General features: G+C 63.4%; 16 protein-coding genes. 10 read left to right on the top strand and 6 right to left on the bottom strand.

Annotated features, from left to right (window positions below; translation table 11 throughout):
• The first annotated feature begins 152 nt into the window (after positions 1–152).
• Both RHIZ70P_RS13065 and RHIZ70P_RS13060 read left to right on the top strand, forming a co-directional pair.
• Positions 153–374: an AbrB/MazE/SpoVT family DNA-binding domain-containing protein gene (locus RHIZ70P_RS13065; protein WP_115670740.1), complete on the top strand. Its 222-nt coding sequence runs from the start codon at positions 153–155 to the stop codon at positions 372–374.
• On the top strand, positions 371–760 hold the full coding sequence (locus RHIZ70P_RS13060; protein ID WP_115670739.1) for a type II toxin-antitoxin system death-on-curing family toxin: 390 nt from the start codon (positions 371–373) through the stop codon (positions 758–760). Before RHIZ70P_RS13065 ends, RHIZ70P_RS13060 begins: the two co-directional genes overlap by 4 nt.
• A 12-nt stretch (positions 761–772) precedes the next feature.
• Here RHIZ70P_RS13060 and parC read toward each other — a convergent pair whose 3' ends face one another.
• Positions 773–3049, bottom strand: coding sequence for a DNA topoisomerase IV subunit A (gene parC / locus RHIZ70P_RS13055; protein WP_115670738.1), 2277 nt, complete (start codon positions 3047–3049; stop codon positions 773–775).
• A 211-nt stretch (positions 3050–3260) separates the two neighbouring features.
• Between parC and RHIZ70P_RS13050 the strand changes: the two genes are divergently transcribed.
• The 3 genes from RHIZ70P_RS13050 to RHIZ70P_RS13040 all read left to right on the top strand — a co-directional run bounded on the left by RHIZ70P_RS13050 (position 3261) and on the right by RHIZ70P_RS13040 (position 7062).
• Positions 3261–4454, top strand: coding sequence for a hypothetical protein (locus tag RHIZ70P_RS13050; protein ID WP_115670737.1), 1194 nt, complete (start codon positions 3261–3263; stop codon positions 4452–4454).
• 158 nt (positions 4455–4612) lie between these two features.
• A complete protein-coding gene (locus RHIZ70P_RS13045; RefSeq protein WP_115670736.1) occupies positions 4613–6037 on the top strand; it encodes a cytochrome P450 in 1425 nt (474 codons plus the stop codon).
• Positions 6034–7062: a lysophospholipid acyltransferase family protein gene (locus tag RHIZ70P_RS13040; protein WP_115670735.1), complete on the top strand. Its 1029-nt coding sequence runs from the start codon at positions 6034–6036 to the stop codon at positions 7060–7062. The genes RHIZ70P_RS13045 and RHIZ70P_RS13040 overlap by 4 nt, the downstream gene beginning before the upstream one ends.
• Positions 7063–7157: 95 nt before the next feature.
• Here the strand turns inward: RHIZ70P_RS13040 and aspS are convergent, their stop codons facing one another.
• Positions 7158–8948 (bottom strand): aspartate--tRNA ligase, encoded by a 1791-nt coding sequence (gene aspS, locus RHIZ70P_RS13035; RefSeq protein WP_115670734.1) that lies wholly within the window; start codon positions 8946–8948, stop codon positions 7158–7160.
• Between the two features lie 260 nt (positions 8949–9208).
• Here aspS and RHIZ70P_RS13030 point away from each other — a divergent pair, with 260 nt between their 5' ends.
• From RHIZ70P_RS13030 to RHIZ70P_RS13010, 5 genes are all read left to right on the top strand, one after another.
• Positions 9209–10444, top strand: coding sequence for an MFS transporter (locus RHIZ70P_RS13030; protein ID WP_115670733.1), 1236 nt, complete (start codon positions 9209–9211; stop codon positions 10442–10444).
• Between the two features lie 144 nt (positions 10445–10588).
• A complete protein-coding gene (locus RHIZ70P_RS13025; RefSeq protein WP_235842223.1) occupies positions 10589–11494 on the top strand; it encodes an MBL fold metallo-hydrolase in 906 nt (301 codons plus the stop codon).
• A 127-nt stretch (positions 11495–11621) separates the two neighbouring features.
• Positions 11622–12767, top strand: coding sequence for a ribonuclease D (gene rnd, locus RHIZ70P_RS13020; RefSeq protein WP_115670731.1), 1146 nt, complete (start codon positions 11622–11624; stop codon positions 12765–12767).
• Positions 12768–12799: 32 nt separating this feature from the next.
• Positions 12800–13798: a small ribosomal subunit Rsm22 family protein gene (locus RHIZ70P_RS13015; RefSeq protein ID WP_115670730.1), complete on the top strand. Its 999-nt coding sequence runs from the start codon at positions 12800–12802 to the stop codon at positions 13796–13798.
• On the top strand, positions 13782–14786 hold the full coding sequence (locus RHIZ70P_RS13010) for a DUF2891 domain-containing protein (protein ID WP_115670729.1): 1005 nt from the start codon (positions 13782–13784) through the stop codon (positions 14784–14786). The genes RHIZ70P_RS13015 and RHIZ70P_RS13010 overlap by 17 nt, the downstream gene beginning before the upstream one ends.
• Before the next feature lie 71 nt (positions 14787–14857).
• Here RHIZ70P_RS13010 and ppx read toward each other — a convergent pair whose 3' ends face one another.
• From ppx to RHIZ70P_RS12990, 4 genes are all read right to left on the bottom strand, one after another.
• Positions 14858–16378, bottom strand: a complete 1521-nt coding sequence (ppx, locus tag RHIZ70P_RS13005; RefSeq protein ID WP_115670728.1) for an exopolyphosphatase — start codon at positions 16376–16378, stop codon at positions 14858–14860.
• A gap of 10 nt (positions 16379–16388) precedes the next feature.
• Entirely contained in the window at positions 16389–18581 is a 2193-nt protein-coding gene (locus RHIZ70P_RS13000; protein WP_115670727.1) for an RNA degradosome polyphosphate kinase, read from the bottom strand.
• A gap of 77 nt (positions 18582–18658) precedes the next feature.
• A complete protein-coding gene (gene hdaA, locus RHIZ70P_RS12995; protein WP_115670726.1) occupies positions 18659–19372 on the bottom strand; it encodes a DnaA regulatory inactivator HdaA in 714 nt (237 codons plus the stop codon).
• Positions 19373–20497, bottom strand: a complete 1125-nt coding sequence (locus tag RHIZ70P_RS12990) for an AI-2E family transporter (protein ID WP_115670725.1) — start codon at positions 20495–20497, stop codon at positions 19373–19375.
• Between the last annotated feature and the right edge of the window lie 137 nt (positions 20498–20634).

Here is a 20634-nt window from a genome sequence, read left to right as displayed (position 1 = left end):
GAATATCCGCAAGCGAGCATAAAGCGGCAAGACGACACCGCGTTGACCGCGATCAATCGCGTGAGCGGGCATCGCCCCTCGCAGGTGCCGTCCATTCTTTACCGGTCCGGCGCGCCATGTTATAACCTTGTTGCAACACAAGGAGCACCCAGATGAACGTCATCATTCGCAAGATCGGCAATTCCGAAGGCATCATCATCCCCAAGGAGATCCTCGACCGTCTGGGCCTGAAGGCGGGGGACAAACTGGACGTGGAAGAGGCCGAAGGCGGCATTCGCTTGACGCCTGAGCCGGCGGATCTGGCCGAACAGATGGCGGCAGCGCGGGAAGGCATGAAAAAATACCGCGTCGCTCTGCGGGAACTGGCCAAATGAGCGGACCAAAGTGGCTTTCCCGAGAAGCCGTCGAAGCCATGCACCGCGAACAACTGGCGGAGCATGGCGGGTTGTCCGGTCTCAAGGACGAGAATGCGCTGGAGGCCGCACTTGCCCGGCCCCTTCACAAGGCGGCTTACGGAGAAACCGACCTCATGGCGTTGGCGGCTGCATATCTCTACGGAATCGTGAGGAACCACCCGTTTTCCGACGGCAACAAGCGAACCGGTTTCCTGGCAGCCTTCACCTTTCTCTACATCAACGGCTTTCTGATCGATGCAGACCAGGCGTCGGTGGTGGCCTTCGTCCTCGCCGTGGCCGCAGGCGAGATCGACGAGGAAGGCGCGACGCGGTTCCTGAAGGATCACACCGTCGCGCTTTCCTGACCGGACAAATGATCAGCCGGAGAACTTGCCGCTGCGCGGGAAGCCCTTGGGCACCGTCCGGCCGGCAGAGGCGCGGTCGCCCTGCCATTCGATCAGTTCGTCCTTGGTCTTGGTGAAGATCCGGGCGGCACTGTCTTCCCAGGTCAGACCGTCGGCAATCGCGAAACACTTGATGTCGGAAATGCCGCCATCCTTGTAGCGCTGCAGGCGAACGCCCTTGCCGCGCGCCATCTCCGGGACCTGCGCCAGCGGGAAAACGAGCATCTTGCGGTTCTCGCCAACCACGGCGACGTGGTCGCCCGTCACGGGCACGACCAGCTTCATCTCGTCCGGCATGCCGACATTCATCACCTGCTTGCCCTTGCGGGTATTGGCGACGATCTCGTTTTCGGCGACGACGAAGCCGTTGCCGGCGGTCGAGGCGATGAGCAGCTTGCGGCTCGGATCATGGACGAAGGCGGTGAGCACGTCCTGGTCGTTTTCCATGTCGACCATGATGCGCAAGGGTTCGCCATGGCCCCGTCCGCCGGGCAACTTGTCGCCGCCCATCGTGTAGACCTTGCCGCCCGTCGTCACCAGCAGGATCTTGTCGGTGGTCTGTGCCGGGAAGGCCACGCGAAGCGCGTCGCCCTCCTTGAAGGTCAGGCTCGTGGTGTCGGAAATATGGCCCTTCAACGCGCGGATCCAGCCCTTTTCCGAGATGACGACGGTGATTGGTTCCTTCTCGATCATCGCCTGCTGGATCGCCTCGACATCGGCGACCGGGGCATTGGAGAAGGTGGTGCGCCGGCGTCCGAGATCGGTCGCCTTGGCATACTTCTTCTTGACTTCGCCGATCTCCCAGGAGACCGTTTGCCACTGCTTGTCGTCGGAGGCGAGCAGCGTCTCGATTTCCGCCTTTTCGGCCGACAGAGCCTCATGCTCCTTGCGGATCTCGAACTCCTCGAGCTTGCGCAAGTTCCTCAGCCGCATGTTGAGGATCGCTTCGGCCTGGTTGTCGGTCAGCGTGAACCGCTCGATCAGGAAGGGCTTCGGCTCGTCCTCCTCGCGGATGATGCGGATCACCTCGTCGAGATTGAGATAGGCGATGAGAAGGCCGCCGAGGATCTCGAGCCGCCGATCGATCGCCGCCAGGCGGAACATCGAGCGACGAACGAGGACGTCCTTGCGATGCGCCAGCCACTCGGACAGCACTTCGTTGAGCGCCATCACCTTCGGCACCTTGCCTTGGCTGAGCACGTTCATGTTGAGCGGGATCCGGCTCTCGAGCTCGGTCAGCTTGAACAGCGATTCCATCAGCAGCGTGGCATCGACGGTGCGGCTCTTCGGCACCAGAACGATGCGCACGTCCTCGGCCGATTCATCGCGCACGTCCTCGAGCAGCGGCAGGCGGCGGGCGATCAGCAGCTCGGCGATCTTCTCGATCAGGCGCGACTTCTGCACCTGGAAGGGGATCTGCGTAACGACGATCTGGTAGCCTCCGCGACCGAGATCCTCGGTTTCCCAACGGGCGCGGACGCGAAAACCGCCACGGCCGGTGCGGTACGTCTCGACCATGCTCTCGCGGCTTTCGACCACGATACCGCCGGTGGGCAGGTCCGGTCCCTCGATACCACCCCTTTGCGGATTGGCCGGATCGGCCAGCAGTTCCTCGACGGTCGCGCCGGGGTTCTTGATGAGGTACAGCGCCGCGTCGCAGATCTCGTGGACATTGTGCGGCGGGATCGAGGTCGCCATGCCGACCGCGATGCCCGAGGCACCGTTGGCCAGAAGGTTCGGGAAGGCGCCCGGCAGCACGACCGGCTCCTCGTCTTCCTCGTTATAGGTCGGGCGGAAGTCGACCGCGTCCTGGTCGATGCCTTCGAGCAGCAGCGCCGCGACGTCGGTCATGCGCGCTTCGGTGTAACGATAGGCGGCCGCGCTGTCGCCGTCGATATTGCCGAAGTTGCCCTGGCCGTCGACCACCGGATAGCGCTGCGAGAAATCCTGTGCCAGCCGCACCAACGCGTCGTAGACAGACTGGTCGCCATGCGGGTGGAATTTACCGATGACGTCACCGACGATACGCGCGCATTTCTTGAAGGCCGAGTTGGGGCGGATGCCCATCTCGCTCATCGCGTGGATGATGCGCCGGTGCACCGGCTTCAACCCGTCGCGCACGTCGGGTAGCGCCCGGTGCATGATGGTCGACAGCGCATAGGCGAGATAACGCTCCTCAAGCGCCGCCTTCAGATCGATCGGTTGAATGTGGTCGCCGCCGTCACCGGGCGGAATAAGACTTTTCCCCATGGCATCCACCTAGACGAGATGGCCGCAAACAGCAAGGAATCCCGGCATTCCGGCTGTGGATTACCGCGGATGTGACAACAGTCACGGCAGCGAGAAAGGAACGCTCGGGACATTGCGGAAACCAGTGGAAGTTTCCGTGCCTGACCATATAAGGTTCGGACCAAATCTACCGCGCCGAAATTTCACCCCGTTCCGATGAGAGGATCGTTCCATGACTCGAATTCGCTTCAAAGGGCTCCTGTTGGCAGGCGCCGCATCCGCCGCTCTCTCCGGCCCGGCCTTCGCCGCCCTCGACGGCCAGGACCTGCTCGCCAAGATCAACGCCGCCTATGCCGCCGGCAGCGGCGTGCTGAAGGCCGAATCGATCGAGATCAACGGCAATGACGTCGTGCTCAAGGGCACGACCTTCACCGCCACCGGCCCGCAGGAAAAGTCGATCGCGCTGGGCAATCTGACGCTGCAGGACGTGACCGAGGCAGACGGCGGCGCCTACCACATCGATCGCATCGAGTTCCCCGAGGTGAATGTCACCGAGGACAACAGCAGCTTCAACGTCAAGGATCTCTATCTCGCCGGCGTACGAGTGCCCGGCAGCACGACCGGCGACGATCTGGACGCCATGATGATGTATGACGAAGCCCATAGCGGTTCGGTCGAGGTGAAAGTCGATGGCAAACAGATCGTTAGCGTCCAAGAGAGTTCCATAACGACGGGCGTCTCCGAGGATGGAAGCTCCCTTTCGTTCGAGGGCGGCCTGACCGGTCTCACCGTCGACCTCTCGACGCTGGAGCCGAAGACCAAGGAGGCCGTCGAAGCTCTCGGGATTCCGGTGATCGAAGGCGACATCTCGGCGTCGGGCAGCTGGGAGCCGTCGAGCGGCACAATCGATCTTGAGGACTACACGCTCGACTTCGCCAATATCGGAAGCCTGTCCATGTCCTTCGCGCTGACCGGCTACACGATGGATCTCGTCAAGCAGTTGCAGGAGACCGCCCGCACCATGCAGGCCGATGCGAACAGCGAGCAGGCGCAGCAGGCTGCCGGCATCGCCATGTTCGGCCTGATGCAGCAGATGTCGTTCCAGAGCGCGCAGATCAGCTTCGAAGACGCGGGCATCACCGAGCGCGGTCTCGATTATGCAGGCAAGCAGCAGGGGTCGAACGGCGAACAGATGGCGCAGATGGTCAAGGGCATGCTGCCGATCCTGCTCGCCCAGGCCAAGCTCGGCGCACTGCAGAACCAGGTCTCCGAAGCGGTCAACGCCTTCATCGACGATCCGAAGAACATCACCATCACGGCCGAGCCGGAGAAGGAAGTGCCCTTCCCGATGATCCTGGGCGCAGCGATGGGCGCGCCGGAAAGCTTGCCCACCCTGCTCGGCGTCTCCGTCACCGCGAACGAATAGCGGCTTTCCCGCAATTCCAGACCAGTCTCCGCTCCCGGCCTGCGCGGCCGGGAGCGACAGTATATCCAGGGCTTGCGGATTGACCGGCGCGCGGCATTCGCTAAGGCTAGCCTGAAGGATCTACCGCCTCAACGGCCACACTTGCGGAACGGAACACCATGCTCGGCTGGCTTCAGCGCCCCGTCAACATCTCCGAGAAACTCGAGGGGCACGACTTCGAGCCGGCCCATGCCGACTATTACGACGGCAAGCCCAATCGTCCGCTCAACCTGCTGCTGCAGGCACGCACCGACTTCCTGTCCGTCTGGCGCACCGGCGACTTCAAGGAGAAGGTCAGCTCCATCCGGATCCTCGGCCGGCAGATCGTTCTGGTCAATTCGCCCGATCTGATCCGCTATGTGGTCGTCAATCGCCACGACAATTTCGAGCGCAAGTCCCCGCAGATGCGACGGGCGCTGGAATATCTGCTCGGCGACGGCCTGTTCATTTCGGATGGCGAGACCTGGAAGCAGCGCCGCTCGCTGGTCAACGACATCGTCCACCGCAACCGCGTGCCGGCCTTCGGTCCCGTAATGGAGAAGACGGCGAGCGAGATGGTCGAGCGCTGGAACTCCATGCCCGACGGCGCCGAGATCAACGTGCTGCACGAAATGGCGGGGCTCACCGCCGAGATCATTTCCCGCAGCGTCTTCGGCAACCAGCTCGGCCGCGAGAGCGCCGACGCGATCACCGACAGCTTTTCCAGCTACCAGTCGCTGATCGATTCGGTGAATCTCGGCTATTTCATCGGCTTCGACGAGGGCCTGCCCGTTCTGCGCACGCCCTCGCTCAAGCGGTCGGTCAAGCGCATCCATGACCTGATCGACAAGGTGGTCGAGGATCACTTGGCGGGTCGCGGCGATCACAGTTCGATGGTCGATCTCTTGATCCGCCGCCAGCAGCGCAATCCGGAGCTCAACCTCGACATGGTGGCGCTGCGCAACGAGGCAGCGACGATCTTCATGGCCGGCCACGAGACGACGGCCGCCACCCTCACCTGGGCCTGGTACCTGCTGTCGCAGGCGACCTGGGTCGAGAAGCAGGTACAGGACGAAATCGCCCGCGTCTGCGGCGACCGCGTGCCCACCGTCGATGACGTGCCGAAGCTTGACTGGTGCCGCGCCGTGATCAACGAGACGCTCAGGCTCTACCCGCCGGTGCCGATCCTTGCCCGCCAGGCCAAGGAAAAAGATCGGATCGGCGACATCGACGTGGCGCCCGCCTCGCTCGTCCTGATCGTGCCCTGGCTCTTGCACCGAACGCCCAGCCTGTTCGAACAGCCGCACCACTTCAAGCCGGAGCGCTTTCTCGGCGACAACCGACCGAAGCCCTACAGCTTCATTCCTTTTGCCAGCGGGCCGCGCGTCTGTCCCGGCCAGCATTTTGGCGAGACCGAGGCCGTTATCTGTCTGGCCATCCTGGCGCAGAAGTTCAGCCTCAGGCTCCGCCAGGGCCACAAGGTCGAACCGCATTGCCGCCTGACGCTGCGTCCCAAGGGTGGCTTGCCAGTCACGCTGCATCGCCGGGGAGCTTCGAGCCAATGACAGAGCAGGATGCGCCGGCAAGGTCGGCAGGAGAAAGTGCAAAACCGGACATCGCCAAGCGCAAGGCCTGGCGGTTCAGCCGGCCCGATGCGCCGGGCTTCGCCGATTTCATAGCAGGCGGCAAGGCTCGCAAGGCCTTCGTCAAGTACTGGCTCACCGACAATGTCTGGAACGGCCTGCATCTTGCCGGCCATTACGGCATGAAGCTGATGCCGATGGATGTCTGTTCCAACTTCGGCGCCCGCCTCGGCCTCTTCGCCCTGCCCCGATATCACAAAGTGGCGCAGAAACGGGCGCGTGCAACGATCGCCCGGCTCTGCCCGCAGATGAACGAGGCCGAGCGCGAAGCGCTCTACATCGAGAACTGCAAGGCGCAAGGCCGGCTGATGACCGAGTTTTCGGTGGTCAACCGCATCGCCCGGCAGCCCGAGCGCATGGTGCTGCACAATCCGGAATACATCCAGGATGCGGCAAAGGCCGGACCGATCATCATCGTCGGCATGCATCTCGGCAATTGGGAAATCGGCCCGATCATCCTGCGCCAGATCGGCGTCCAGCCCTATGCGTTCTACGTTCCCCCCGTCGAACGGGCCAAGGCCTGGATCGCCCAGCGGGTCCGCAGCAAGACCGGCCTTCGCTTCATTCCGCCCGGCATGCAGGGCATTCGCCCGGCGGTCAGCCTGCTGAAGAAGGGCGGCGTCGTCTCGGTCTTTGCCGACGAGGCCTTTGCCGGCAAGATCCGCGGTCCATTGTTCGGCCGGGCGCCACATCTCGAGGGCAATATCGCGCTGACCATTCGCCTGGCGCGGATGACCGGAGCGACGATCTGCCCCTGGTACAATGTGCGCACGGGCGACGGCTTCCGCTTCGATGCCTATGCGCTGCCGCCGTTCAAGCTACCGCCGGAAGCAAAGCCCGGCGAGCGGCTGGCGGAGGACATCAAGCTGTTGAACGCGGTGATCGAGCCGGTCGTGCTCGCCCATCTCGACCAGTGGTACTTCCTCGACAACGCCCTGCCATCGTGATTCAAGGCGCCCCGACAGCCTGTTGATCCATAACGACAAAACCCCGATCGCGTCGGCGACCGGGGTTTCGTAAGGCTAACGGTTAAAGGGACCGATCAGTCCTTCTTCGGCTGCGGCACGACGCGCAGCGCCAGTTCGCGCAGCTGCGTCGGGGTCGCCGGTGACGGGGCGTTCATCAGCAGGTCCTGCGCCTGCTGGTTCATCGGGAAGAGCGAGATTTCGCGCAGGTTCTTCGCACCGACGAGCAGCATGACCACGCGGTCGATGCCGAACGCGCAGCCGCCGTGCGGCGGAGCGCCGTACTGGAAGGCGCGGTAGAGACCGCCAAAGCGCTCTTCGACGTCGGCCTTACTCAAGCCCACCTTCTCGAAGGCCTTGACCATCAGTTCGGGCGACTGGTTACGGATCGAACCGGAAGCGATTTCGAAGCCGTTGCAGACCGCATCATACTGATAGGCCTTGAGCGACAGCGGATCCTGGCTCTCCAGCGCTTCCAGACCACCCTGCGGCATCGAGAAGGGATTGTGGGCGAAGTCGATCTTCTTTTCTTCCTCGCTCCATTCGTAGAACGGGAAGTCGACGATCCAGCACAGCTCGAAACGGTCGCGGTCGACGAGATCCAGCTCCTCGCCGGCGCGGGTGCGGGCTTCGCCGGCGAACTTGTAGAATTTCGCCGGATCGCCGGCGACGAAGAAGCAGGCATCGCCCTCGTCCAGGCCGAGCTGGGTGCGGATCGCTTCGGTGCGCTCCTCGCCGATGTTCTTGGCGAGCGGGCCGGCGCCTTCGAGCACGGCACCTTCCTGGCGCCAGAAGATGTAGCCGAGGCCGGGCTGGCCGGTCGACTGCGCCCAGGCGTTCATGCGGTCGCAGAAGGCTCTGGAGCCGCCGGTCTTGGCCGGGATTGCCCAGACTTCAACCTTCGGGTTGGACGCGATCATGTTGGCGAACACCTTGAAACCGGAGCCGGCGAAATGCTCGGTCACTTCCTGCATCTCGATCGGGTTGCGCAGGTCCGGCTTGTCGGAGCCGTACTTGCGGATCGCCACGTCATAGGGAATACGCGGCCACTGCTTGGTGACCGGCTTGCCGTCGGCAAACTGCTCGAACACCTGGGTCATGACCGGCTCGATGGTTTCCCAGACATCTTCCTGGGTGACGAAGCTCATTTCCAGGTCGAGCTGGTAGAACTCGCCCGGCAGGCGGTCGGCGCGCGGGTCTTCGTCACGGAAGCAGGGGGCGATCTGGAAATAGCGGTCGAAGCCGGCGACCATCAGCAGCTGCTTGTACTGCTGCGGGGCCTGCGGCAGGGCGAAGAACTGGCCCTCGTGGATGCGGCTCGGGACGAGGAAGTCGCGTGCGCCTTCCGGCGAGGAGGCCGTCAGGATAGGCGTGGTGTATTCGGCAAAGCCGATATCGCCCATGCGGCGGCGCATGTCGGAGATGATCTGCGTGCGCTTGACGATGTTCTTGTGCAGCGTGTCGCGGCGCAGGTCGAGGAAGCGGTACTTGAGGCGCACGTCTTCCGGATAGTCCGGCTCGCCGAAGACCGGCAGCGGCAGTTCCTTGGCGGCCGAGAGAACCTCGATTTCCTGGGCGTAGAGTTCGATCTCGCCGGTCGGCATGGTCTTGTTGACGGTGTCCTCGGTGCGGGCCTTGACGAGGCCGTCAATGCGGATCACCCACTCGCCGCGCACGGTCTCGGCCAGCTTGAAGGCCGGGCTGTCCGGATCGGCCACCACCTGGGTGATGCCGTAATGGTCGCGCAGGTCGATGAACAGCACGCCGCCATGGTCGCGGACGCGATGGACCCAGCCGGAAAGCCGGACGGTGGAACCGACATCGGACTTGCGGAGAGCGGCACAGGTATGGCTGCGGTAACGGTGCATGGTTTTATCCTGCATATTCTTTGATGGGCATCCGGCAAGGGCACGGAATCTCGGGCTTTAAATCGCGCGGACAAGCGCATGACGCGCCCGATTTGTCAAGGCTGAAGGCTTTCGCGCATCATGGCAATTGCCAAGGTCAATCGATTTTCGTGATGGCTTCATTCACGACGTGAACTGTTTTCATCGCACCGGCACAGATACAAGATGAACGGCGTTCGGGCTATTCCGAGTCGCGCCTCAATCTGCCCGAATAGGCCTTCATGTCGTCGCTGCGCCCGCTCATCCCCCTGCTTGCCACCGCCGGCATCCTGATCGGTGGCAATGGCCTGCAGGGAACCTTCATCTCGCTGCGGGCGCTGGAGGAAGGCTTTTCCACCTCGATGATCGGCGTGGTCGGCACCGGTTACAATATCGGCTTTGCCATCGGCTGCATCTACGTCACCCGGCTGATCCGGGCGACCGGCCATATCCGCACCTTCTCGGCGCTCGCCGCCATCGCCTCCGCCGCCTCGATCCTGATGCTGCTGTTCATCGATCCGACCGCCTGGTTCTCGATGCGCCTCGTCCAGGGCATCTGCTTTGCCGGACTGTTCGCCGTGGTGGAAAGCTGGCTGAACGCCAAGGTGACCAACTCGACCCGCGCCCGGACCCTGTCGATCTATCGCTTCGTCGATCTGGGCGCCGTCACGCTGGCCCAATATGCCATCCCGGCCGTCGGCATCGGCGGCTTCGAGCTGTTCGTCATCATTTCCATGGCGCTGACGCTGTCGCTGGTGCCGATCTCGCTGACCGACCGCTCCAGCCCCGAAGCGCCGGAAGACGTGCGCTTCGACATCCGCGTGCTGTGGAAGGTGTCGCCGCTGGCGACCGTCGGCTGCATCGTCGTCGGACTGACCAATTCCAGCTTCCGCTCGCTGGGTCCGATCTATGCCGACGGCATCGGCATGTCGGTGACGGCGATCGCCACCTTCATGAGCGTCGGCATCTTCGCCGGGGTGGTGCTGCAATATCCGCTCGGCCATTATTCCGACAAGCTCGATCGACGGCTGATCATCCTGGTCGCCACCTTCGGCGCCTTCGCTTCGGGACTGTTCCTCGCCTTTGTCGCCGGGACCAATGCGTGGCTGAATTTCGCCGGCATCTTCGCCTTCGGGGCCTTCGCCATGCCGCTCTATTCGCTCTGTTCCGCCCATGCCAACGACCATGCGGCGCCCGGCCAGCATGCCCTGGTTTCGGCCGGCACCCTGTTCTTCTGGTCGATCGGTGCGGTGATCGGCCCGCTGTTCGCCTCCTTCATGCTCGACCTGTTCGGCCCGCAGGCGCTGTTCATCTACATGGTGGTCGTGCTTTTCGGTTTCATGGCCTATACGCTGAGCCGCATGATGGTGCGCGAGGGCGTCCCGGCCTCCGAGCGCCGCATGGGCTTTCGCAACCTGCTGCGGACGTCGACCTTCTTCAACAAGCTGGCCGCACCGCCGTCCGACAAGGGCGATTAATCGCCCTCACCGGGAGTGGGAAGCCAGGATGACCGCGGATCGTGCAGACGACGGCATGGTTGACAACTGTCAACGCATGCCGCGGGATGGCATAGTCCCGACGTTTCCATACTGCAGCGCCGTCGCGCCATAAGGAGCCACGCCTTGCCAAACCTCGCCGCCACAATGACCGTCCTCGAGCCCTATCCCGGTCTCTATGCCTATTACGACGGCCGGATCGTCGGAAAGCGCCTTTACTCCGAGGCAAAGAACTGGCTCGACGACGGCGCCTATTCGCTCGGCATCGCCACCTACGCCCTGGTCGCCAGCCATGAGGCGATCGTCTACGACAGTCATACCTCCCTCGACCATGCCCGCGCGGTGCGCGACCACCTCGAAGGGCTGGGCGTCACGGCCATACGCCTCGTGCTCAGCCACTGGCACACCGACCACATTGCCGGAAACGCAATCTTCGCCGATTGCGAGATCATCGCCAATCGACTGACGGCAAAGGCGCTGATCGAGAACGTCAAGACACTCGCGCGCAAGACGCCGCCGATCAATCCCGTCGTCATGCCGAACCGGCTGTTCGAGGGACAGATGACATTGATGCTCGGTCCACGCACGGTCGAGCTCCTGCAATTCGACATTCACAGCGCCGACGGGACCGTGCTATTCCTGCCGGACGAAGGCATACTTCTGGCCGGCGACACGCTTGAGGACACCATCACCTACATCTCCGAGCCCGAGCATATCGCCACCCACATCGCCGAACTCAACCGGCTGAAGACCCTACCGATCCGCCGCATCCTGCCGGACCATGGCGCGCGCGAAGGGATCGCCGCCGGCGGCTATGCGCCAAGCCTGATCGACGCCAATCGCGACTACCTGCAAAGGCTGCTCGATCGCGCCGAAGACCCGGCGCTCGACACCCTCTCCCTGCGCGACTTCGTGGCCGAGGATATCGACGCCGGGCGGATCATCTATTTCGAACCCTATGAAGCGGTTCACCGCGCCAACATCGCGGAAGTGCGCAAGGCGCGCGGCATCGATGCCGCCGACCAGGGCTGACCTATCAGCCACGCGGAAAAGCCGTGGGTCAACGCCCCGGCAAAGCCCGCAGGGCGCCGGTTGTATTGACATCGCCGGTCGAAAGGGGAACTAAGGTTGATCCACTCCAGTTCATGACCGAGCCCCAATGATCGAGACCACTGCCGCATTAGAAGAAGCCTGCCTCAAGCTGGCCCAATCGGATTTCATCACCATCGATACCGAGTTCCTGCGGGAAACGACGTTCTGGCCTGAACTCTGCCTGATCCAGATGGCGAGCCCCGATCTTGAAGTGATCGTCGATCCGCTGGCCAAGGGCCTCGACCTTGCGCCCTTCTTCACGCTGATGGCCGATACTTCGGTGATCAAGGTGTTTCATGCCGCCCGGCAGGACATCGAAATCATCTTCCATCTCGGCAACCTGATCCCGCATCCGATCTTCGACACCCAGGTCGCAGCCATGGTCTGCGGCTTCGGCGACAGCGTCTCGTATGACCAGCTCGTTCAGAAGGTGAAGAACGTCCATATCGACAAGACCTCGCGCTTCACCGACTGGAGCCGCCGGCCGCTGTCGGAAAAGCAGCTCGACTATGCACTGGCCGACGTCACCCATCTGCGCGACGTCTACCTGAAGCTCAAGGAAGAGCTGGACCGCGAGGGTCGCGCCGGCTGGCTGACCGAGGAAATGGCCATCCTCGAATCCCGCGAAACCTACGACCTGCATCCCGACGACGCCTGGCAGCGGCTGAAAATGCGACTGCGCAAGCCGCAGGAGCTGGCCGTCATGCAATATGTCGCCGCCTGGCGCGAACGCGAAGCGCGCAACCGCAACGTCCCGCGCTCGCGCGTGTTGAAGGACGATGCGATCTACGAGATCGCCCAGCAACAGCCGAAGGACACCGAAGCGCTGGCAAGGCTGCGCACCATCCCGAAGGGCTGGGAACGCTCTGCCTCGGGTGCGGCGATCGTCGAACAGGTCAATGCGGCGCTTGCCTTGCCGAAGTCGGACATGCCGCATGTCCACCGCCACAGCCACGCCCCCGAGGGCGCCCAGGCGGCCGTCGAACTGCTGAAGGTGCTGTTGCGTCTTACCTCGGAGAAGCACGGTGTCGCCTCGAAGGTGATCGCCAATACCGAGGATCTGGAAAAGATCGCCGCCGAGGGCGAAAAGGCCGACGTGCCGGCCATGCACGGCTGGCGGCGCGAGCTGTTCGGCGATGTCGCGCTGAAGCTGATTTCCGGTGGGGTCGGCCTGCGCTTCGTCGACAAGCGCGTCGAAGCGGTGGAATTCTGAGCCCCGCAGGCTAGCGAAAGAGGACGGGATCGATGGAACTCCCCGCCCCGCTCAAGGCCGCCGTCGAGCAGATGCTGGCGCACGAGCCGATCGAGCGTCTGGCCCGCGCCAGCGAAAAACTCTCCGATCGCTATCGGCGGGAGGTGCGCGACGGCAAATTCCATCTCGACGGCGAGCTTGCCGCGAAAGCCTATCTCGCCACCCGCCTGCCGGCGACCTATGCCGCGGTTCGCGCTGCGCTCTCCATGGTCGAGGAGGCGTCCGCCGATTTCCAGCCAAAGAGCCTTCTCGATTTCGGTGCCGGGCCCGGCACGGTGTTCTGGGCAGCCAGCGATGCCTGGCCGGATCTCGGGCGCGCGACCCTCGTCGAGGCTAGCCCCGCCATCCGATCGGTCGGCGCGGCGCTGGCGAAGCACTCGAACGTCGCGACGGACTGGCTCGCCGGCGACATCACCGGCAACGTCCCGCCGCTCGAACCGGCCGACCTCGTGACGCTGGCCTATGTGCTGGACGAGATTGCTGAGACGGCCATAGCGAATGTCGTGCAGCGGCTCTGGGATCTGACCGCCCATACCATCGTCATCGTCGAGCCGGGCACGCCGGCCGGCTGGCGGCGCATTCTGGCGGCGCGGCAGACGCTGATCGACGCGGGCGCCAACGTCGTTGCGCCCTGCCCGCATGCGAAAGATTGTCCGATCGCGGCACCCGACTGGTGCCATTTTTCCCGCCGGGTCGCGCGCTCGCGGGTTCACCGGCTTTCCAAGGGGGCGGAAGTGCCTTGGGAAGACGAGAAATACATCTTCATCGCCGCCTCGCGGCACCCCGCCGCGCCACCGCCGGCCCGCGTGCTCGCGCCGCCGCGCACCTCGAGCGGGCTCGTCCGGCTTAAACTGTGTCTTGCCGATGGTCACGCCGAAGAACTGACCGTCAGCCGCCGCGACGGCGCCGTGTTCAAGGCGGCCCGTCGGACCGACTGGGGCGATGCCTTCGAACCGGAGACCGGGGACGTTAGCGATGACGACGACGCTTGATCGCGAAACCGCCGACCGCTTCGCGCGGATCGCCCTTGGCCATGTCGAGCGGGAATACCCGCACAAGCCCGGCCATGTGCTTGCCGGGGCAAGCGATCTGCAAAGCCCACGCGAAACGCATCCGGTCTTCTTCGGCAGCTTCGACTGGCATTCCTGCGTGCACGGCTACTGGATGCTGGTCCGGTTGCTCAACCGTTTTCCAGACATGCCATCGGCCGAGGCAATCCGCGCGCTGCTCACCCGCCAGCTGACCGGCGAGAGCATCGCGGGCGAATGCGCCACCTTCGATCGTCCGATGAATCGCGGCTTCGAGCGGCCCTATGGCTGGGGCTGGCTGCTGAAACTGGCCGCTGAACTGGAGGCGGCCGAAGACCGCAGTTTCGCCCGGACCCTGCGGCCGCTGACAGACCGGATCGTCGCACGAATCCACTATTTCCTGCCGCTCGCCACCTATCCGGTGCGCGTCGGCACGCATTTCAACACCGCCTTCGCGCTTCGGCTGGCTACAGACTATGGCGAGGCCGTCAAGGACAAGGCGCTCAATGATCTGCTGCGGACGACCGCGCGGCGCTGGTATGGCCGGGATGCGAACTGCCCGGCCTGGGGCGAGCCGTCCGGCGACGATTTCCTATCCTCGACGCTGATCGAGGCGGAATGCATGCGCCGCCTCTTACCTGAAGCCGAGTTTTCCGAATGGTGGACCCATTTCATGCCCAACCTGATGCAATGCGAGCCAAAGACCCTGTTCGTGCCGGCCACCGTATCCGATCGTTCGGATGGCAAGATCGCCCATCTCGACGGGCTGAACTTGTCGCGCGCCTGGTGCTGGCGTTCGTTGGCGAAATCTGTTGCGGAACCGGACGCACGACGGCAGATAATGGACGAGGCTGCGGCAAACCATCTCGCCACCGCCCTTCCCCATGTCGCCGGTGACTATATGGGCGAGCACTGGCTCGCGAGCTTTGCCGTGCTGGCCCTGGAGGCCTAGATCGCAAAAAGGCCGATTAATGGCTTGCAGCCACCCGTTTGGTCTAAAAGACGAGCGGAGACTGGAAAACCCTACTCGAAGCGGAAGGCCAGCCGCTTGCCGGTCAGGCGCGCCAGTTGCTGCAGGCGGCCATCGAGCCGCTCGCCGGCGAATTCGCGATAGGCGGACGGCACGACGAATTCCAGATCGAGATCGGGCCGCGCGGAAGTCCGGAAGGCCAGGTTGTGAACGATGCCCGGCATCGAAGCGGAGAACAGATAGACGACACGCAGCAGGCCGCCGAGCAGCTTGGCGTTTTCCAGCAGCCGCTCGGTGGCGATCGTCGCCAGCGGACCCGTCTGGCCATCGTCGTAGAGGCCCTCGAAACGATAATAGTTGGCGAGCGCGATGAAGGCGCGACCCGGGTGGGTGATGCCGACGAAGGAGGAATGGGCGATGATGTTGAGTGCCTGCAGGCCACGATAATCCGGATGAGCGCGCCAGCTGATATCCGCGAGCAGGCAGGCGGCCTGCCGGTAGCGGCTTTCCTCCTGCGTTTCGGTCACGCCGAAGAAGGGCATCATCCGACCTGTCCAATCGGCCAGTTCGCGGGCATGTTCCGGTGAACGGGCCCTGAGTATGGCCAGTTCGTCGGCCGCCGCCAGCAGCGGGTCGAGCGCGCGATCCTCCTCGGACAGCAGAGAATAAAGGTAGCCCTCGCGCACGCCCTGTGCCGAAAACGAAACCCGCTCGGGCCGCATCACTTCGAGCACCTCGCGCATGGCGACCGCACCGAAGGGCAGCAGGGTACGGCGGCTCTTGGAAATCAATCCCCAGGCCGGATCGCGGGCATTGGCACCGGATATGATGTCTTCGAGAAACCGGACGATTTCGTCGTAAGGCAGCTCGTAGCCCTGCATCATGTGCAAGGGGTAGTTCCGCATTTCCATGTGCAGCTTGGCGATGTTTCGCCACGTGCCGCCGACCGCGTAGAAGGTGCGGCCCCTGCCCCGTTCCAGCATGGCCGCCGGCTTGATCAACTTGCGAGAATAAGCCCGCGCCTTGGCGATCGAACCGCCGGCCGTCTCGGACAGCCTCAGGCCGCCGAGCGGCAGGGTGATGCCGGTGCTGAGTTCGCGGCCCTTGATGTCGATAAGCTCAAGCGAGCCGCCGCCGAGGTCGCCGGCGATCCCGTCGGGATCATGGAAACCGCTGACGATACCAAGCGCCGAATAAAGGGCCTCCTGCTCGCCGGTCAGGACCTCGATGCGCTGGCCGAGGATTTCTTCGGCCCGGCGGATGAAATCGGGGCCGTTCTGCGCCTCGCGCGCCGCCGCCGTGGCCAGCACATACATCGCCGTGGCGCGGGCCTGGCGCGACAGCGCGCCGAAACGCTTCAAGGCTGCAAGCGCCCGCGATACGCCCTCGTCGTCCATCCGCCCGGTGGTCGCCAGACCCTTGCCTAGCCCGCACAGCACCTTCTCGTTGAACAAGACGGTGGGTGCCCGCGACAGGCCTTCATAGATAACCAGTCGGATCGAGTTCGAGCCGATGTCGACGACGGAGACAGGGGCTATGCCAGGCAGTCGCCCCTGCGCTTCTGATCTTGTCATGAAGTACCAGTTATTGTTTCCTGCCGGAGATGATCCCGGCAATCAGTTTCGGCGCGCTTTCATTCAGCGAATCTCCCCGGCCCGACAGGCTCGGATTGGTCATGAAATAGTGTTGCGCGTTAAAAGGTTCCTCGCCGGGCCGCACTTCCATGCGCCGCGACGTTCCGTCGGGCAATATCTCGTAGCTCTGCTGGTTGTCAATCAAGTTGCCCAGCATGATCTGTGAAAGGACTTGCTCATGGACGGTGGGGTTGACGAGCGGAACCAGCGTCTCGACCCGGCGGTCGAGATTTCGCGGCATCATGTCGGCCGAGCCGATGTATACGAGCGCCTTGTCCGACGGCAGGCCGAAGCCGTTGCCGAAGCAGAAGATGCGGCTGTGCTCGAGGAAGCGGCCGACGATCGACTTGACGCGGATATTGTCGGACAGGCCCGGTACGCGCGGACGCAGGCAGCAGATGCCGCGGATGACGAGATCGATCTCGACGCCGGCCTGGCTGGCGCGGTAGAGCGCGTCGATGATCTCCGGGTCGACCAGTGAGTTCATCTTCATCCAGATCGATGCAGGTTTGCCGGATTTCGCGTGGGCGATCTCTTCCTCGATATGGCGCAGGATGCGGGGCCGAAGCGTGTAGGGCGAAACCGCAAGCTTCATGCCCTCCTCCGGTTCGCCATAGCCGGTGATGAAATTGAAGACATTCGCCATGTCGTGGGCGATCTTCGGATTGCAGGTGAAGAATGACAGGTCGGTGTAGATCTTCGCCGTCACCGGATGGTAGTTGCCGGTGCCGAGGTGGCAATAGGTCCGAAGCTTGCCGTCCTCACGCCGCACGACCATGGACATCTTGGCATGGGTCTTCAGTTCGATGAAGCCGAACACGACCTGCACGCCGGCGCGTTCCAGGTCGCGTGCCCAGCGGATATTGGCCTCCTCGTCGAAGCGGGCTTTCAGTTCAACCAGCGCCGTTACCGATTTGCCGGCATCGGCGGCGTCGATCAGCGCGCGCACGATCGGGCTGTCGTTCGATGTGCGGTAGAGCGTCTGCTTGATTGCCAGAACGTCCGGGTCGCGCGCCGCCTGGAGCAGGAACTGCACGACCACGTCGAAGGATTCATACGGGTGGTGGACCACCATGTCCTTCTCGCGGATGGCCGCCAGGCAATCGCCTGCATGTTCGCGCACCCGTTCCGGGAAACGGGCATTGTAGGGCTCGAAGCGCAGGTCGTCGCGCGGCGCCTTGGCGATTTCCGAGATCGTGTTGAGAGCCAGCAGGCCGGGCAGAACAGCGACGCGATTGTCGGGAACTGCCAGTTCATGCACGACGAACTGACGCAGGCCGACCGGCATCTCGGAGTCGACCTCGATGCGGATCACCGATCCGCGGCGGCGGCGCTTGAGTGCCGTCTCGAAATAGCGCACCAGGTCTTCGGCCTCTTCCTCCACTTCGATATCGCTGTCGCGAATGATGCGGAAGGTGCCGAACCCCTTGACCTCGTAGCCCGGATAGAGGCGGTCGATGAAAAGGCCGACGACGTCTTCCAGCGTGATGTAACGGATCGTCGACTTGTCGTCCGGCAGGCGAACGAAGCGGTCGAGCGTCGGCGGCAGGCGCAACAGTGCCGTCATCGGCTCGCCGGTGCGCCGGCTCTCGAGCTGCAAGCCCATCGAGAAGCCGAGATTGGGGATGAACGGGAACGGATGGGCCGGATCGATCGACAGCGGCGTCAGCACCGGGAAGATCGATTCCTCGAATTCCGTCGCAAGCCAGGTCCGGTCCTCGGCAGACAGTGCCGCCGGACGGACGATCAGGATGTCCTCCTTCGCCAGGTATTGCTGCAGGACGGCCAGAGAAGCCTGCTGCTCCATCTGCAGGTTGTCGATTTCCTTCAGGATATCGTCCAACTGCTCGGCAGGCGTCTTGCCGTCCGGGCTCTTGATGGTAATGCCCTGGCGGACCTGGCCCTCAAGGCCTGCGACGCGCACCATGAAGAATTCGTCGAGATTGGCGGCCGAAATCGACAGAAATCGGATGCGTTCGAGCAGCGGATGCGCCGTGTTCAGCGTTTCCTCGAGTACGCGACGGTTGAATTGCAGCCAGGAAAATTCGCGGTTGATGAAGCGCAAGGGGCTGTTGGTCAGGTCCTCCGGTGCCTCCCCCAAGACGTGATCGGGGATATTCGTCTCAGTCACCACAGAATCCATTGTCCATCCCTCGATTGCCGGCCCTCAAATGCCGGAGTGCCCGCAATTATAACAGTTTAACGACAATCCTGTGACGCTCACTCCGTGCCGTCGGGCTCGTAGAGTTCTCCCAGGACTTCGGCCGCCAGCCCCCGCGTGATCTTCGTCCGTCGCGACAGGGCCAGCCGGTCGATCCGGTCGACGACCTCCTGGGCAGCGGCGCACGAGCGCTCCATGCGCTTCACGATATAGTCGACGATCTTGTCGTCAATATTAAGCTGGCGATCGGCGAACAGCTTGACAATCACCTGGAACAGGAGCGCCTCGTCCGGGCTGCCGATTTCCACCAAGGTCGCCGCCTTCAGCCGCGAACGCAGGTCGGCAAGCGCCACCGGCCAGGACAGCGGCCAGGTGCGCGAGGTCATCAGCAGGCTGGTGCCGTGCTCGCGCACGCTGTTGATCACATGGAACAGTTCGACTTCGTCGAATCCCGAGCGATCGGCGTCCTCGAGCAGGACGGGCCCCTCAGCGGCGACCCGCGCGGCATGCTTGCCCTTCACCGGATCGATCGGCGTCGCCTGCGCCTGTTCAGCCCAGATCCGCGCCAAATGCGACTTTCCCGATCCGGCCGGCCCCGCGAGGATCACCACCGGCGACGGCCAGTCGGGCCAGCTGTCGATCAGCGCGACGGCCGTCGCCAGACGATCCGAAACCAGAAGGTCGTCGCGGCCGGACGCGGTTCCGTGCTCGAAAGCGAGCGGCAGTTGTTCGGCTGCCCTGCGGTGCGGCGCGGCCTTCATCATTTCACGCATCTACTTCTCTGAAACGCCGGGATCGGGAGCGATTTCCACCAGCGTCGATTGTCCATAATACAGGTCGCTCTCAAGATACCGCGACAGCGCGAAGCGGACAAGCACGCCGACCGAGGCCGCCGCCGGCACGGCAATGAGCACGCCGACGAAGCCGAACATCGCGCCGAAGGCGAACAGAGCAAACATAAGCCAGACCGGGTGAAGTCCGACGCTCTTGCCCACCCATTTCGGCTGCAGAATATTGCCTTCGATGAACTGGCCGGAGAAGAAGAACACCACGACGATGATCAGGTGGACATAGTCGGGCCAGAACTGCACCACCGCCACCCCGGCCGCGAGCACCAGCCCAACCGTCGAGCCGACATAGGGAATGAAACTCAGAAGGCCGGTCAGGAAGCCGATCAGCAGGCCGAAGTTCAGGCCGATCAACGACAGGCCGACCGCGTAGTAGATGCCGAGGAAGAGGCAGAGCGAACCCTGCCCGCGCACGAACCCGGCAATGGTGCTGTCCAGTTCGGCGGCAATCGCACGGACCGTGGCGACATGGCCGCGCGGAATCCAACCATCGACCTTGGCGATCATCCGGTCCCAGTCGAGCAGGAGATAGAAGGCGACGACCGGGGTCACCACCAGCAGCGACGCGATATCGACCAGCGCCTTGCCGGAATTCCAGATCTGCGCGATCAGCGTGCCGAGGAAGCCGACACCTTCGGAAAGATACTTGGAGAAGTTTTCCTTGATCGTATCCGTCTGGGTGCTCAGCCAGCCCGGCAGCCATGCCGCGTTGGACGTGGTGATATAGGTCTGCAACTGTGTGATGTAGCCGGGAATGTGCTGGATGAACTCGTTGAGCTGGCTTGCGAGGATCGGGATGATGATCATCAGCGACAGCACGAACACGACGATGAAGGTGACCAGGATGACCACGGTCGCCCACATGCGCGAAAGACCGAGCCGTTCCAGCCGGTCGGCGACCGGATCGAGAAAATAGGCGAGCGCCATGCCGGCGATGAACGGCAATAGGATGGTGCGGAACATCATCAGGAAGAAGATGAAGACCGCAAGCGCTGCGAGCCAGAACATCAATTGTCGCCTGAGCCCGCTACCACTGATGTGCTGAACCATTGCCCGTCTTCCTCTTTCTTGCCGCAGCCGCATGCCTTGCCGGCACTTCTAGCAGGAAACGCCAGATAGGTCAGGCCGAAACGGAAGGTCAAGGTCATGCACCCGCGACAGCATCATGCGATTGGCGAAAACGCCGG

The sequence above is a fragment of the Paenirhizobium selenitireducens ATCC BAA-1503 genome (assembly GCF_900492185.1).
Classification (GTDB): Bacteria; Pseudomonadota; Alphaproteobacteria; order Rhizobiales; family Rhizobiaceae; genus Allorhizobium; species Allorhizobium selenitireducens_A.
The sequence above is the reverse complement of the archived record's forward strand: the minus strand, read 5'-3'. Positions and strand labels throughout refer to the sequence as shown.

Coding starts and splice junctions, on each gene's coding strand:
- RHIZ70P_RS13065 (WP_115670740.1), top strand. CDS start 153: ATGAACGTCATCATTCGCAAGATCGGCAATTCCGAAGGCATCATCATC.
- RHIZ70P_RS13060 (WP_115670739.1), top strand. CDS start 371: ATGAGCGGACCAAAGTGGCTTTCCCGAGAAGCCGTCGAAGCCATGCAC.
- parC (WP_115670738.1), bottom strand. CDS start 3,049: ATGGGGAAAAGTCTTATTCCGCCCGGTGACGGCGGCGACCACATTCAA.
- RHIZ70P_RS13050 (WP_115670737.1), top strand. CDS start 3,261: ATGACTCGAATTCGCTTCAAAGGGCTCCTGTTGGCAGGCGCCGCATCC.
- RHIZ70P_RS13045 (WP_115670736.1), top strand. CDS start 4,613: ATGCTCGGCTGGCTTCAGCGCCCCGTCAACATCTCCGAGAAACTCGAG.
- RHIZ70P_RS13040 (WP_115670735.1), top strand. CDS start 6,034: ATGACAGAGCAGGATGCGCCGGCAAGGTCGGCAGGAGAAAGTGCAAAA.
- aspS (WP_115670734.1), bottom strand. CDS start 8,948: ATGCACCGTTACCGCAGCCATACCTGTGCCGCTCTCCGCAAGTCCGAT.
- RHIZ70P_RS13030 (WP_115670733.1), top strand. CDS start 9,209: ATGTCGTCGCTGCGCCCGCTCATCCCCCTGCTTGCCACCGCCGGCATC.
- rnd (WP_115670731.1), top strand. CDS start 11,622: ATGATCGAGACCACTGCCGCATTAGAAGAAGCCTGCCTCAAGCTGGCC.
- RHIZ70P_RS13015 (WP_115670730.1), top strand. CDS start 12,800: ATGGAACTCCCCGCCCCGCTCAAGGCCGCCGTCGAGCAGATGCTGGCG.
- RHIZ70P_RS13010 (WP_115670729.1), top strand. CDS start 13,782: ATGACGACGACGCTTGATCGCGAAACCGCCGACCGCTTCGCGCGGATC.
- ppx (WP_115670728.1), bottom strand. CDS start 16,378: ATGACAAGATCAGAAGCGCAGGGGCGACTGCCTGGCATAGCCCCTGTC.
- RHIZ70P_RS13000 (WP_115670727.1), bottom strand. CDS start 18,581: ATGGATTCTGTGGTGACTGAGACGAATATCCCCGATCACGTCTTGGGG.
- hdaA (WP_115670726.1), bottom strand. CDS start 19,372: ATGCGTGAAATGATGAAGGCCGCGCCGCACCGCAGGGCAGCCGAACAA.
- RHIZ70P_RS12990 (WP_115670725.1), bottom strand. CDS start 20,497: ATGGTTCAGCACATCAGTGGTAGCGGGCTCAGGCGACAATTGATGTTC.